Consider the following 12966-nt stretch of genomic DNA (forward strand, 5'->3'; position numbering starts at 1 on the left):
TCGAACGGTGCGCGAGTGGCGTCGCGCGATCATACGCCGGTTCGGGCGCCGCGCCACGACATCACGCAGCCGCGGCGCGCACGCCCGCGGGTTCCCGCAGCGCGACGTACTGTAGCAGCATGATCGTCTTCGCGTCGACGATCTCGCCACGCTCGACGGCATCCAGCGCCGCGTGCAGCGGCATCTCGACGACCTCGAGATCCTCGCCCTCCGCCGCGATGCCGCCGCCATCGCCCGTGCGCAGCGACGCATCGTATTCGCCGACGAAGAAATGCAGCTTTTCCGTCACCGAGCCGGGACTCATGAACGCCTCGAACACCTTGCGCACGCCGCGCACGCGATAGCCGGTTTCCTCTTCGGCCTCCGCGCGAATGCGTGCATCGGGCGTCGCGTCGTCGAGCAGGCCGGCGGCGGCTTCGAGCAGCATCCCGTCGTGTCCGTTGACGAACGCCGGCATCCGGAACTGCCGCGTGAGCAGCACGTCGCCCGTCGTCGCGTTGCGCAGCAGGATGGTCGCGCCGTTGCCGCGGTCGTACGTTTCGCGGCTCAGGCGCTGCCACGTGCCGTCGCGGCGCAGGAAATCGAACGTCACCTTCTTCAGCACATACCAGTCATCGGACAGCACCGTCGTATCGACGATGCGGACGCGGTCCCGCGTTGCGGCCATGGTGGTCTCCCATTCGACAAGTGACGGCACTCATGGTAGCGTGCATATTCGTGCAATTTCAAGAAATTTCGTGCAAACCCGATGCTGACGACCCAACGCAAGAAAGCGATCCTCGACGCGCTCGCCCGCGACGGCCAGGTGCTGGCCGTCGAACTGAGCGCGCAATTCGGCGTGTCCGAGGACACGATCCGGCGCGACCTGCGCGAACTGGCGGCCGAGGGCCTGCTGCAGCGCGTACACGGCGGCGCGCTGCCGGCGTCGCCGGCGGTCGCGCCGTTCGCGCAGCGCGAGCTGCTCGAAACCGCGGAGAAACGGCGCATCGCGCGCCGGGCCGCGCAGATGATCGCGCCCGGACAGGTCGCGATCGTCGACGGTGGCACGACGTCGGCACTGCTCGTCAGCGAGCTGCCGCCCGACCTGCGCGCGACGATCGTCACGCACAGCCCGAGCGTCGCCGTCGCACTGGCCGCGCATCCGTCGATCGACGTGATCCTGATCGGCGGACGACTGTACAAGCATTCGATCGTCGCGGTGGGCGCCGCGGCGATGGAAGGCATCTCGCGCATCCACGCGGACCTGTATTTCATGGGTGTGACCGGCGTTCATCCAGTCGCGGGGCTGAGCACCGGCGACTTCGAGGAAGCGGCGATCAAGCGCGCACTCGCGGGGCGCGCCGGCGAGACGATCGTGCTGGCTTCGCAATCCAAACTGCGAGCGGCGTCGCAGTTCGCGATCGGCGAACTCGCGCTCGCACAAGCGATCGTGGTCGAACGGGAAACCGATGCAGCGCTGACCGAGCCGATCGAGGCCGCGGGCGTGACGGTCGTGCGCGCGTAGCCGAGCGGCGGCTTCGACGTCTGCACGCCGGTGGCGCGGCACCGACATCGTCGTCGGCGCGATGTCAGCGTGCCGACAGGTGCCGCTTGCTACAATGGGCGACTGCCCACCCGCCGCGCCCCGTCCGCCCGATGTCTTCACCCTGCAACCCGATCACACCCGCGCCACCCGACGGCCCTGCCCCGCCGCCCGGCGTCCTCGCACTGTTCATCGCGTTCGCGCAGATCGGCCTGACCAGCTTCGGCGGCGGGCTGAGCGGGCGCATGATGCGCGACTTCGTTCACGAGCGGCGCTGGCTCGACGAGGAAGCGTTCCTCAACGGCCTTGCGCTGTCGCAGGCGCTGCCGGGCGTCAACGTGAAGAACCTCGCGATCTGGATCGGCTACCGGCTGGCCGGATGGCGCGGCGCGGTGGCCGGCTTCACCGGCATCATCGCGCCGCCGGCCGTGCTGATCGTGCTGTTCGGCGTCGCGTTCTCGACGCTGACGCGCTTCACGCTCACGCACGTCGCGCTCGCGGGCGCGGCCGCCGCGGCGATCGGGCTGTCGATCTCGATGGCGATCACCGCGGTGCGCCGGCTGCCGCGCCGCGCGCTGCCGTTCGCGGTGGCGGCGCTCACGTTCGTGTCGGTGGCGGTGCTGCACTGGCCGCTCGTATGGACCGTACTTATCGCCGGCGCGCTGAGCGTCGCGCTCGAATACCGGCGCGCGGCCGCGTCCATCGTCGGGAGCGACGAACGATGACTGCCTCGTCACGCTACGCCGCCCTGTTCGGCGTATTCGCACCGCTGTCGATCGCGACGATCGGCGGTGGTCAGGCGATCATCGCGGACATCCAGCGGCAGGTCGTCGACGTGCATCACTGGATGACGGCCTCGCAGTTCGTGAACGACTTCGCGATCGCGCGAATGGCGCCGGGCCCCGGCTCGCTGCTCGCGACGCTGATCGGCTGGCAGGTGGCCGGCTTCTGGGGCGCGGTCATCGCGACGCTCGCGCTGTTCGGGCCGACCGCGTTCCTGATCTACGGCGCAGCGCATCTGTGGCGGCGCCACCAGGGCGCACGCTGGCAGGTCGCGCTCGAGGCAGGCCTGCGCCCGGTCGCGGCCGGCATGATCCTCGCGTCGGTCTGGGTGCTGCTGCAGGCGCTCGACGGCGGCTGGCCCGCGCGGGCGATCGCGGTCGTGTCGACGATATGCGTGATGGTCACGCGCATTCACGCGCTGCTGCTGATCGTCGTCGGCGCGTTGCTGCTGGTCGGCGCGCACGCGATCGGTTGACGGCGGCTCGCCTATGGCGCACGGGCGTGCCGCGCATGGTTCGACCGCGCGCTCACGCAGTGTGTGCTCGGGCGCGTCGTCACCGCGATGATGCTCGGGTTCGCGGTCCGCTTCGCGATCGACGCGCGCCGAGACCGGCCGCGCAGTTCACAAGCCGGCTACCGCGCGAAACGCGCGGTACGCATCGGCATGACGCTCGAAGCCGATGCCCGGCGCCTGTGGCACGGCCGCGTAGCCGGCGTCGACCGATTCGCCGTCCGCCAGCCCGTTGAACGGGCGGAACGCGAACGGGCTCACTTCGGCGCCGCCGAGCCCGAGCGCCGACACGACGTGCAACGAGAACAGATGACCACCGTGCGGCCAGAACGCATCGCGCCGCCAGCCGCTCGACACGAAATGGTCGACGATCTGCAGATAGCCCGGCAGGCCATAGCAATGCACCGGATCGAACACAAGGACGTCGCGGTCCGGGCGCAGGCCGCCGTAGCGTTCGATCAGCTTCGCTTCCGCGAGCGAGAACAACGCCTCACCGGCCGCGACCGGCGGCGCGTATTGCGCGGTCAGGTCCGCATGAAGCGGCAGGTCGAGCGGATCGCAAAGGTCCTCGAACCACCAGAGTTCGAACGGTGCCAGCATCGCGACGGCTGCGCGGCCGCTCGTCGCGTCGTACCTATTCATCGCATCGACCGCGAGATGCGAACTGTCGGCCAGACACGCCGCAGCGGCTTCGATGCGTCTTTTGTCGTCATCGACATCCGCGCCGCCGATCTTGATCTTCGCGTGCGTGTAGCCGAGATCGGCGATGCGGCGCATCTCGTCCGACAGGTGCGCGAGATCGTCGTGCGGATAGCGGTAACCGCCGCCCGCATAGACACGCACGCGAGGTGCCGCGTTGCGCGCGAGCCCGTCGGCGACGAAGCGATGGAGGGGCAGCCCCGCGATCTTCGCGGCGGCATCCCAGATCGCCATGTCGAGCACGCCGACCGCGACACAGCGTTCGCCGTGCCCGCCGGGCTTCTCGCCTGCCATCATCGCGCGCCATGCGCGAAACGGATCGAGGTTCGTGCCGGCGTCGTCGGCGATGGCGTCCGCAGCGGCCAGCAGACGCGGCGCGAACCGTTCGCGAATCAGCCCGCCCTGTGCATGACGACCGACCGAAGCGTAGCCATAACCCGTGATCGGCCGGCCATCGCGCACGACATCGGTGACGATCGCGACGACGCTCGTCGTCAGGTCGCCCGACGGAAGCGCCGGATCTGCATGGCGGGAAACAGGGATCGCATGCTCGCGGATGTCGATGATGCGCATGGTCGGGGTTCCGGGAAAACGTTCGGCGTTTGCGGACCATGCGCGCATTTCGGACGGCGCGAATGGCGGATCGCTGCATCATAGGCGCCTGCGCGATGTCGTGCAGACGCGCGACCGTCGCGATGCGGCGAAGGGATCCGACTCGCTCGACATCATCCGAACCGCGCCGTGCCGCGTCGACGTGCGGACGACCGCCGCATCACGTGCGAGGCGCGTCGCGCGCCTCGACGCCAATCATCGCACCCCACTGGCACGGCCGCGAATTAGATAGACATCCGACGCGAAGCGCGTATGATGATTTTTGTCCGAGCCCGTGTCACTCCACTCGCCGCTCGCCCCGCCGTCTACCCTCTCGCTGCGTCGCGCCGTTACCCTCCGTTACCCGCGCGCATTGCTGTCCTTTTCACCCCACCCGTCACACCGCGCCGCGGTGATACCGGTCGGATGCGTTCGTCCACGCGATTTGTCGCGCCCGAACCCAGGAGTTCATCATGAGCATGCATCTCTATCGTGGCTTCGAAATCTATCCGCTGATCTACCCGCACACTCCGTCGCTGAACGGTAATACGCACAACTACGACGCCGGCTTCGACGCGGCCGTGAAGATCTGCCTGCGCGGCACCACCGACACGCTGACCCGCAGCGAAACATTCCGGCTGCTCGACAACGCACCGTTCGAATCGGCGGGCGAAGCGCGCCGCGCGTCCGTTCGCTACGCGGAGCAGATCATCGACGGCAATCGCGGCAAGCAACCGCTCTTCGCAGATTCCCATTGACGCTTCCTGTCGCGGCAGCACGGCCGCGCCCTGATTCGGATGACGAAATGATTATCGATGAACTCCTCCGCCTGATCGAACGGCGAGAGATTTCCAGTACCGACGCAGTCCCGCACGACGGCCTCGCCGGTTCTGCGTTGCGTCACCAACCCGAGTTGCAGATGTTCGCTGCAGTGCGCGCGTTGACGATCAGCGCCGGATATTCCGAATTCGAATCCGACGAGATCGCGAGTGCCGTCATGACCCGGCTCGGCTAGTGTTCCGCCACGCGTGTCTTGAAACAGCACCTGCATGACGACGATCATCCGCAAGCCCGACGAACCTGTCGATGTCGCGCTGCGGCGCTTCCGGTGAAACATCGAGAAGACGGGCCTGATCCGCGAGTTGCGTGGTCGCACCGGCTATGAAAAGCCAACTACCGAGCGCAAGCGCAAGAAAGCCAGCGCCGTCGCGAGACAGTGCCTGCTCGCGAAACGCATGCTGCCGCCTCGCAAGCTCTATTAGGAGAACGCCGTGTATCAGCCGACCGTCGAGGACCCTCCATTCTTCCCGTTGACGAAGTGCGAGGTCGATTTCGATCGACAGAAGGATGCGATCACGCTTCTGCCTAGCTTCTACGCGTTCGGCTGCGAGTACACCAGTCGCGGCCTCCTGATCGGCCGAGACGATGCATTCAGATTGATTGCCGCGATCGAAAAAGCCCTGAGCATCGAGCAGTGAACGTCTCCCCGACGTTGTCGAATCGCGTCGTGCCGGGCGGCGCTGCGCGGACATCGCGACACACGCGAGCGCTCTGATCGACTCCGGACTGGCCGCGCTTCTTTGCCCATCGCCGAACCCCCGCAAGGTCGTTCGACACCCCTCCGATCACCACCGTTCTGCCGCGGATCACGAAACGATTGATCTACTTGCGGGACATGCTCGCGGAACGACGGCTGTTCAAGGAAGCGCCCGGCAGCATGGATGCTGATGTATCCGGACAAGAGCATTTTGGAGATCGCGTCGACCTGCCGATTTGCCCATGCGTCGCACCTCGGGCGCGCGCTTCGGCGGGCGTACGGGATGGCGCCGAGCGCCTATCGTGAGCGGCAGACACCCCGCGCGATCGGTGAGATCGACGGGATAGCGGAACCGGCCGAGCGTGCGGCCACGCTCGGCGAGTTGTTTCCGAACCGGAGCGAGTTTGTTGAGCCGGAATCCCCTGCTTGCGATCCCGACTGAACCCTTGCTCGTCGGCACGGGTACGGGTGCGTTTCAACGCATCGATTCAACCAGCGCTGGTACGCGAGTCGAATCGACAGGCCCGCTCAGGCAAACACGAAGTACTTGCGCACCGTCTCCACCACTTCCCACGTCCCTTTCATGCCGGGTTCGATCACGAACACGTCGCAGGCCTTCAGGTGCACCGGCTCCTCGCCTTCCGGCGTGATGATGCAGTAGCCGTCGAGGAAGTGGCAGTACTCCCATTTCTCGTAGTTCACTTCGAACTTGCCCGGCGTGCAGATCCAGGTGCCCATGATCTTGCTGCCATCCTTCGAGAGGTAGGCGTTGAGGTTCACGGTGTGCGGATCGCCGCCGATGCGCTTCCACTTGGTCGCGTCGACGACCGGGGTCGGGCAGGTTTTGCGCAGAACGGTGATGAAATCGGACATGTCGGCTCCAGACTAACGATCGGGTAGAAGGTCTGTCACGTTAGTTCGAAAGCTTCACCGGGGCTTGTATGCGTCCGACACCGACTCGTCTATTTTCGACACGGGCTTGCGTGCTGGCGCGCCGCCCGCGTGTTCCGGTCGGCCTTGCGATGACCGACCGCTTCCGGCCGATCCTTGACGCCCGTTCCCGGCGATCCGTCGCCCAACCACCGAGCCCATGCGAGCTTCGAGGCAGGCGGCCAAAAACGCCTTGCTTGCAACATCTGGGCCAAACCCTGTAGAATTACGCGTTCTGCGGGCGTCGTATAATGGCCATTACCTCAGCTTCCCAAGCTGATGACGTGGGTTCGATTCCCATCGCCCGCTCCACCTTCGGCTGCTCGGCAGCCTGCGCAAGAGCCGCCTCGTCGAAGGCGGCTTTTTTGTACCGTCTGCCGGTTCATCCGGCAGCACCGCTGCGCATGACGGGCCCGCGCCCGAACCAAGCCTTTCTCTGTCACCGATGATGCACGACGATCCGAACGAAGCCGGCCTGCCGCCGGACGACGCCGCCCTTCCCGACGAAGCCGCCGACGGCGCCGACGAAGTCAACCCGCTGCACCGCCGCCGCATCCGCAGCTTCGTGACGCGCGCCGGCCGCGTGTCGACCGGCCAGCGCCGCGCGCTCGACGATCTCGGCCCGCGCTTCGTCGTCCCGTACGCGGCGGAAATCCCGGACTGGGACGCCGTGTTCGGCCGCCGCGCGCCGCGCATCCTGGAGATCGGCTTCGGGATGGGCGCATCGACCGCGGAAATCGCGGCGCACCGCCCGGGCGACGACTTCCTCGGCGTCGAAGTGCACGAACCGGGTGTCGGCGCGCTGCTGAAACTGATCGGCGAGCAGGACCTGCCGAACATCCGCATCATCCAGCACGACGCGGTCGAGGTGCTCGAGCACATGCTCGCGCCGGAAAGCCTCGACGGCGTGCACATCTTCTTCCCCGATCCGTGGCACAAGGCGCGCCATCACAAGCGCCGACTGATCCAGCCGCCGCTCGTCGCGCACCTCGCATCGCGCCTGAAGCCCGGCGCGTACCTGCACTGCGCGACCGACTGGCAAAACTACGCGGAACAGATGCTGGAAGTGCTCGGCGCCGAACCGACGCTCGAAAACACGGCTGCCGACTACGCGCCGCGCCCCGACTACCGCCCCGTCACGAAGTTCGAACGGCGCGGACTGCGGCTCGGCCACGGCGTGTGGGACCTGGTGTTCCGCAAACGCGCCGGCTGAACACAACGCGCAGCGCGCGCAACGCACGCTGCGCGTCGCGCAATGACAAACGGCCCGACCGGCATCTGCTACCGGTCGGGCCGTTCTCTATTGGATGCGCCCTCGCCCCCGCACTGGCATCACGCCCAGTTCAGCCACCCGCTATACCCCACCAACAGCACGAACAGGCCGAACGCGATCCGGTACCACGCGAACACGGTGAAGTCGTGCGTCGCGACGAAACGCAGCAGCCAGCGCACGCACACGAACGCGCTGACGAAGGCGGCAACGAGCCCGAGCGCGAACAGGCCGAGCGAATCGACCGTGAACGCCTGCCAGTCCTTGACGGTTTCATAGAGCGTCGCGCCGAAGATGATCGGAATCGCGAGGAAGAACGAGAATTCGGTCGCGACGCGCCGGTCGAGGCCGAACAGCATCCCGCCGATGATCGTCGAGCCCGAGCGCGACATGCCCGGCACCAGCGCGAAACATTGCGCGATGCCGACCTTCAGCGCGTCGAGCGGCGTGAGCGCATCGACCGACTGCACGCGCGGCGGCTCGCGGCGTTCGCGCTGTCGCGCCTCGGCCCACAGGATGATCGCGCCGCCGACGACGAGTGCGAACGCGACCGGCACCGGCGAGAACAGCACGGCCTTGATCTTCTTCTCGAACAGCAGGCCGAGCGCGATCGCGGGAATCGTCGCGATCACGACGTTCAGCGTGAAGCGCTGCGCGTCGGGGCGGCTCGGCAGCCCGGATACGATGGAGACGATCCGCTGCCGGTATTCCCAGCAGACCGCGAGGATCGCGCCGAACTGGATCACGACGTCGAAGGTCTTCGCGTGCGCGTCGTTGAAATTCAGGAAGCTGCCCGCGACGATCAGGTGGCCGGTGCTCGACACCGGGAGGAATTCCGTCAGCCCCTCGACGACGCCGAGGATCAATGCCTTGCAGATCAGGATCCAGTCCATCCGTGGCCCAACTCCGAAGTAGTCGAAAGAAAGGGCCGCGTCACCGTCGCGGCCCGCCCGGCCGCGCGCGGTGCGCCGTCACTTTTCGACGATCGCTACGCGTATGCCGTTTGTAAGAATCGTAATTGTACCGGGTTCGTAGTTCACGCCGGCAAATTGCAGTTGTTCGGGCTTGAACGTGTAGATCGGATAGTTGGTCAGCACCTGCGTCGCGAGCAGGCCGGCGGCCGCGCCGACCTGTTGCGCGTACATCTGCGCGTTGCCGTCGAGCACGAGGCTGTCGACGGCCGGTGCCTTCAGCACGACCGAGCGGCTCGGCGCGTCGTAAGCCAGCTGGCCCGACACGATGAACTTGCCGCTCACCGGTTCACTCAGGAACGGACTCGCGAAATGCGCGTCCAGCTGCACGGCGACGCGGTTCTGGTCGGGCAGCAGGTTGACAGCCGGATTGGCGAGCGACACGTCGACGACCTGCGCGACCGTCTTCTGGTACGGAAACTTGCGCGCGACGGCTTTCTGCACATCTCCGCGCGAGAACGTGTAGTGATCGGGGATGAACGGGAAAGTCGACGCGCAGGCGGCGAGCGATACCGACACGCCGATGGCGCCGGCGCAAGCGGCGAGGAAGCGGCGCCGGCCGGACGTGCAAGATGCGGTCATGCTGAACAATCTCCTGTATCGGGCGAAGCGTCCGTCGGGTTACCGGCTCGGCCGCAAGCAGGGCCGTGGACCGAAGTTAGTGCTTCGGCGGATGTCGCCGGTTCCATGCGCGTGCCGGTGACGGGCAGCGCGGGCAATGCGTCAGCGGGCCGCGCCGGCGCCCGGCGCCGGCTGCGTCGCGACCTCGAGGCGCGTCAGCCACGCGAGCGCGTCGTCGCGCGACGCACCGCACATCTCGGCGGACGGCTGCAGTCCGGAACAGCACGCGGGACGCTCGGGCCGGCCGAAGATCCGGCAGCGCAGGTCGTCGCCGAGCTGCACGCAACGCACGCCGGCGGGCTTGCCGTCGGGCATCCCCGGAATCGGCGAGGAAATCGACGGCGCGATGCAGCATGCGCCGTACCCCTCGCGGCACGCATGCGGCGGCGGGACATCGGCGGGCGCCGGACGGACAGGCATTTCGACGGACACTCGGCTCTCTCACGAACAACAAAAAGCGGTGCGGCAACCGGACGCAGCGTGCGGCAGCCCACTGCGCATTGTGCCACCGCCGGCTGCGACGTTATTACACAATGCAGCCGAAACGCGCGTTTATATACTCGAAAGCATCTAAAAAGCGCGAGACCATCATGAGTTCCGGTTCTGCCGACACAATGTTCCGTCCCGATTTGCTCGCGAAGTACGGCGCGAACGGGCCGCGCTATACGTCCTACCCCACCGCGCTGCAATTCCGCGACGATTTCGACCCGGCCGACTACGTGCGCGCCGCGGGCGATCCCGGCGCGTCGTCGAGCGACCTGTCGCTGTACTTCCACATCCCGTTCTGCAACACGGCCTGCTTCTACTGCGGCTGCAACAAGATCGCGACCAACAACCGCCGCCGCGCGCGCCCGTATCTCGAGCAACTGAAGCGCGAGCTGGCGCTGCAGGCCGCGCTGTTCGATCCCGCGCGCCCGGTCACGCAGCTGCACTGGGGCGGCGGCACGCCGACCTTCCTGTCCGACGACGAAACGGCCGAGCTGATGGTGGCCACCCGCGAACACTTCGCGCTTGCACCGGACGCCGACGCGGAGTTCTCGATCGAGATCGACCCGCGCACGGTCACGCCCGCGACGCTCGTCCACCTGCGCAACATCGGCTTCAACCGGCTGAGCCTGGGCGTGCAGGATTTCGATCCGATCGTGCAGCAGGCGATCAACCGGATCCAGCCGCTCGCGATGACGGCCGACCTGCTGTCGGCAGCACGCACGACGGGCTTCCATTCGGTCAGCGTCGACCTGATCTACGGGCTGCCGCACCAGACGGTCGCCGTATTCGCGCGCACGCTCGAGACAATCATCGAACTCGCGCCCGACCGCCTCTCGGTATTCGGCTACGCGCACATGCCGCACCTGTTCAAGATGCAGCGGCAGATCGACGACGCGACGCTGCCGCCGCCCGCAACGCGCGTCGCGCTGCTCGGCCTCGCGATCGACATGCTGACCCAGGCCGGCTACGTGTACATCGGGATGGATCATTTCGCGCGGCCGACCGACGAGCTCGTGCGCGCGCAGCGCAACGGCACGCTGCAGCGCAATTTCCAGGGCTACAGCACGCGTGCGGATACGGACCTGGTCGGCTTCGGCGTGTCGTCGATCGGGAAGGTTGGCGACGTCTACGCGCAGAACGCGAAGGACCTGCCGGCCTATGGCGCCGCGCTCGACGCGGGCCGGCTGCCGATCACGCGCGGCGTGCGGCTCACGCCCGACGACCGGCTGCGCCGGGACGTGATCACCCAGCTGATGTGCAACCTCGAACTGCCGTTCTCGCATATCGAGGCCGCGCACGGGATCCGCTTCGCCGATCACTTCGCGCGCGAGCTCGACGCGCTGCGCACGTTCGAGCAGGACGGGTTGCTGACCATCGCCGGCGACCGCCTGACGATCCACCCGGCCGGCCGGATGGTCGTGCGCAACATCGCGATGGCGTTCGACGCCTACCTCGGCCAGACGCCGCGGCAACGCTACTCGCGCACCGTCTGACGCCGCACGGCCGCATGCGGGCGGCCGGTTTGATAAAGTACGGGGCTCAACGCCCCTGCAAGAATCCGCACGATGCGCACCACCAAAGCAACCAACGCGGTCGAACGCCTGAAAACGCGTTCCGGCAACCCGCAGTTCGCGGCCGTCGCGATGGCGGGCGGCCTGTTCTATCTGGTCGACCGCTCCGGCGGCACCGCCGAGAAGCGCAGCGAGCCGCTGCCGCTCGACGAATTCGTCAGGTTCGTCGACGAATTCGGCCCCAAAAAGCCGCGCAAGGCGAGCAAGCTCGACCTCGCATTCGAGGCGCAGATCAAGAAGAGCAAGGGATAAAGGTCTGTTGCAGGCCGTCTGAAGGCTTCGCGGCCGCCCCCTTTGGTACAATCACGAAGTTTCTCTATCCCCGCTGATGGCCGACCTGGCTGCGTGACCACACCATGAATATCGAAAACGCGCGTTTCAACATGATCGAACAACAGATCCGGCCGTGGGATGTGCTGGATCTGGACGTCCTGGGCCTGCTGTCGATCGTCAAGCGTGAAAACTACGTGTTGCCCGAACACCGCGATCTCGCGTTCGCCGACCTCGAGCTGCCGCTGCCCGGCGGCACCAGCAAGATGCTGTTCCCGCGCGTCGAAGCGCGCGTGCTGCAGGAACTGTCGGTCAAGAAGCACGAGAACGTGCTCGTGATCGGCGCGGGTTCGGGCTACCTGGCCGCATTGTTCGCACATCGCGCACAGCACGTGACGGCTGTCGATATCGATCCGACCATCGCAAAGTTCGCGGCGGACAACCTGCGCAACGACGGCGTGACGAACGCGGAAGTCGTGCTCGGCGACGGCTCGCTCGGCTGGCCCGACAAGGCGCCGTATGACGTGATCTGCGTCGCGGGCGGCCTGCCGGTGGTGCCGCAGCAGATGCTCGAACAGCTGAAGATCGGCGGCCGCCTGTCGGCGTTCGTCGGCGGCCGTCCGGTGATGAAGGCGCAGATCATCACGCGCATCGACGACAAGCAGTACCGTGTCGCCGACGTGTTCGAAACCTACGTCAATCACCTCGTCAACGCGATGGAGCCGTCGCGCTTCAAGTTCTGAGCGGCGGAGCTTCCATGCAGATCCTGACACCCGCGATGCTCGCGGAATGGCTTCGCGATCCGGCGCGTCCCGCGCCGCTCGTGCTCGACGTGCGCGAGCCGTGGGAAATCTCGACCGCGCAGATCGCCGGCAGCGTGTCGATCCCGATGCAACAGATCCCCGCGCGCAGCGAGGAGCTCGACGACGAAGCGGAAATCGTCTGCGTGTGCCATCACGGGATGCGCAGCGCCCAGGTCGCGATGTTCCTCGAATCGCGCGGCTTCACGAAGCTGTACAACCTGCAGGGCGGGATCGACGCGTGGTCGCGTGACGTCGATCCGTCCGTGCCGCGTTACTGAGTGACAGACCTTCCCGGCGGCGCATCGCGCGCCGCCACGGCGACCGGCCCGTTGCAGCCGATCGCCCCGATCCGCCGAACGGGCGCGCATGGCGCGCCCGTTTGCATTTCCGCTTCTCTG

Annotated in this window: 18 protein-coding genes, 1 tRNA gene and 1 pseudogene; 14 read left to right on the plus strand and 6 right to left on the minus strand. The window is 66.8% G+C overall.

The features are described from left to right. Nucleotides 1–61: 61 nt before the first annotated feature. Nucleotides 62–667, minus strand: coding sequence for an NUDIX domain-containing protein (locus DIE08_RS19170; protein ID WP_124903009.1), 606 nt, complete (start codon nucleotides 665–667; stop codon nucleotides 62–64). 81 nt (nucleotides 668–748) lie between these two features. On the opposite strand from DIE08_RS19170, the gene DIE08_RS19175 reads away from it, so the two are divergent. From DIE08_RS19175 to DIE08_RS19185, 3 genes are all read left to right on the plus strand, one after another. Beyond that, the gene (locus DIE08_RS19175; RefSeq protein WP_059605408.1) at nucleotides 749–1504 is read left to right on the plus strand and encodes a DeoR/GlpR family DNA-binding transcription regulator; all 756 of its coding nucleotides are present in this window, start codon (nucleotides 749–751) and stop codon (nucleotides 1502–1504) included. A gap of 131 nt (nucleotides 1505–1635) precedes the next feature. Continuing rightward, a complete protein-coding gene (locus tag DIE08_RS19180) occupies nucleotides 1636–2247 on the plus strand; it encodes a chromate transporter (protein WP_124903011.1) in 612 nt (203 codons plus the stop codon). Then, complete coding sequence (locus DIE08_RS19185; protein ID WP_059605415.1) at nucleotides 2244–2780, plus strand: chromate transporter; 537 nt, start codon at nucleotides 2244–2246, stop codon at nucleotides 2778–2780. The genes DIE08_RS19180 and DIE08_RS19185 overlap by 4 nt, the downstream gene beginning before the upstream one ends. A gap of 147 nt (nucleotides 2781–2927) precedes the next feature. Here the strand turns inward: DIE08_RS19185 and DIE08_RS19195 are convergent, their stop codons facing one another. Further along, nucleotides 2928–4088: an enolase C-terminal domain-like protein gene (locus tag DIE08_RS19195; RefSeq protein WP_124903013.1), complete on the minus strand. Its 1161-nt coding sequence runs from the start codon at nucleotides 4086–4088 to the stop codon at nucleotides 2928–2930. Between the two features lie 491 nt (nucleotides 4089–4579). Between DIE08_RS19195 and DIE08_RS19200 the strand changes: the two genes are divergently transcribed. From DIE08_RS19200 to DIE08_RS19220, 5 genes and pseudogenes are all read left to right on the plus strand, one after another. Further along, the gene (locus tag DIE08_RS19200; RefSeq protein WP_124629652.1) at nucleotides 4580–4864 is read left to right on the plus strand and encodes a hypothetical protein; all 285 of its coding nucleotides are present in this window, start codon (nucleotides 4580–4582) and stop codon (nucleotides 4862–4864) included. Nucleotides 4865–4911: 47 nt separating this feature from the next. Continuing rightward, nucleotides 4912–5121, plus strand: a complete 210-nt coding sequence (locus DIE08_RS19205; RefSeq protein ID WP_059605427.1) for a hypothetical protein — start codon at nucleotides 4912–4914, stop codon at nucleotides 5119–5121. A 34-nt stretch (nucleotides 5122–5155) separates the two neighbouring features. Continuing rightward, nucleotides 5156–5368, plus strand: a pseudogene (gene rpsU, locus DIE08_RS19210) (30S ribosomal protein S21). Nucleotides 5369–5377: 9 nt separating this feature from the next. Continuing rightward, the gene (locus tag DIE08_RS19215) at nucleotides 5378–5584 is read left to right on the plus strand and encodes a hypothetical protein (RefSeq protein ID WP_059605430.1); all 207 of its coding nucleotides are present in this window, start codon (nucleotides 5378–5380) and stop codon (nucleotides 5582–5584) included. Nucleotides 5585–5827: 243 nt separating this feature from the next. Next, nucleotides 5828–6085, plus strand: a complete 258-nt coding sequence (locus DIE08_RS19220; protein ID WP_239007106.1) for a helix-turn-helix domain-containing protein — start codon at nucleotides 5828–5830, stop codon at nucleotides 6083–6085. An 86-nt stretch (nucleotides 6086–6171) separates the two neighbouring features. Here DIE08_RS19220 and DIE08_RS19225 read toward each other — a convergent pair whose 3' ends face one another. Beyond that, nucleotides 6172–6516, minus strand: coding sequence for a cupin domain-containing protein (locus tag DIE08_RS19225; RefSeq protein ID WP_124903015.1), 345 nt, complete (start codon nucleotides 6514–6516; stop codon nucleotides 6172–6174). A 294-nt stretch (nucleotides 6517–6810) separates the two neighbouring features. Between DIE08_RS19225 and DIE08_RS19230 the strand changes: the two genes are divergently transcribed. After that, nucleotides 6811–6885 (plus strand) — tRNA-Gly (locus DIE08_RS19230). A 133-nt stretch (nucleotides 6886–7018) separates the two neighbouring features. Further along, nucleotides 7019–7786: a tRNA (guanosine(46)-N7)-methyltransferase TrmB gene (trmB, locus tag DIE08_RS19235; RefSeq protein WP_059605632.1), complete on the plus strand. Its 768-nt coding sequence runs from the start codon at nucleotides 7019–7021 to the stop codon at nucleotides 7784–7786. Between the two features lie 119 nt (nucleotides 7787–7905). Here trmB and DIE08_RS19240 read toward each other — a convergent pair whose 3' ends face one another. The 3 genes from DIE08_RS19240 to DIE08_RS19250 all read right to left on the minus strand — a co-directional run bounded on the left by DIE08_RS19240 (nucleotide 7906) and on the right by DIE08_RS19250 (nucleotide 9855). Beyond that, the gene (locus DIE08_RS19240; protein ID WP_059605630.1) at nucleotides 7906–8736 is read right to left on the minus strand and encodes an undecaprenyl-diphosphate phosphatase; all 831 of its coding nucleotides are present in this window, start codon (nucleotides 8734–8736) and stop codon (nucleotides 7906–7908) included. A gap of 78 nt (nucleotides 8737–8814) precedes the next feature. Continuing rightward, nucleotides 8815–9396 (minus strand): DUF1439 domain-containing protein, encoded by a 582-nt coding sequence (locus DIE08_RS19245; RefSeq protein ID WP_059605627.1) that lies wholly within the window; start codon nucleotides 9394–9396, stop codon nucleotides 8815–8817. A 141-nt stretch (nucleotides 9397–9537) separates the two neighbouring features. After that, the gene (locus DIE08_RS19250) at nucleotides 9538–9855 is read right to left on the minus strand and encodes a YkgJ family cysteine cluster protein (protein ID WP_124903017.1); all 318 of its coding nucleotides are present in this window, start codon (nucleotides 9853–9855) and stop codon (nucleotides 9538–9540) included. Between the two features lie 170 nt (nucleotides 9856–10025). Between DIE08_RS19250 and hemN the strand changes: the two genes are divergently transcribed. The 4 genes from hemN to DIE08_RS19270 all read left to right on the plus strand — a co-directional run bounded on the left by hemN (nucleotide 10026) and on the right by DIE08_RS19270 (nucleotide 12846). After that, on the plus strand, nucleotides 10026–11417 hold the full coding sequence (gene hemN, locus DIE08_RS19255; RefSeq protein WP_124629651.1) for an oxygen-independent coproporphyrinogen III oxidase: 1392 nt from the start codon (nucleotides 10026–10028) through the stop codon (nucleotides 11415–11417). 72 nt (nucleotides 11418–11489) lie between these two features. Continuing rightward, on the plus strand, nucleotides 11490–11747 hold the full coding sequence (locus DIE08_RS19260) for a hypothetical protein (protein WP_059448113.1): 258 nt from the start codon (nucleotides 11490–11492) through the stop codon (nucleotides 11745–11747). Nucleotides 11748–11851: 104 nt separating this feature from the next. Then, the gene (locus DIE08_RS19265; RefSeq protein ID WP_059605621.1) at nucleotides 11852–12508 is read left to right on the plus strand and encodes a protein-L-isoaspartate O-methyltransferase; all 657 of its coding nucleotides are present in this window, start codon (nucleotides 11852–11854) and stop codon (nucleotides 12506–12508) included. A gap of 14 nt (nucleotides 12509–12522) precedes the next feature. Next, complete coding sequence (locus DIE08_RS19270) at nucleotides 12523–12846, plus strand: rhodanese-like domain-containing protein (RefSeq protein ID WP_059605618.1); 324 nt, start codon at nucleotides 12523–12525, stop codon at nucleotides 12844–12846. The last annotated feature ends 120 nt before the right edge of the window (nucleotides 12847–12966 follow it).

Source organism: Burkholderia sp. Bp9004 (genome assembly GCF_003858025.1).
Lineage (GTDB): Bacteria > Pseudomonadota > Gammaproteobacteria > Burkholderiales > Burkholderiaceae > Burkholderia > Burkholderia diffusa.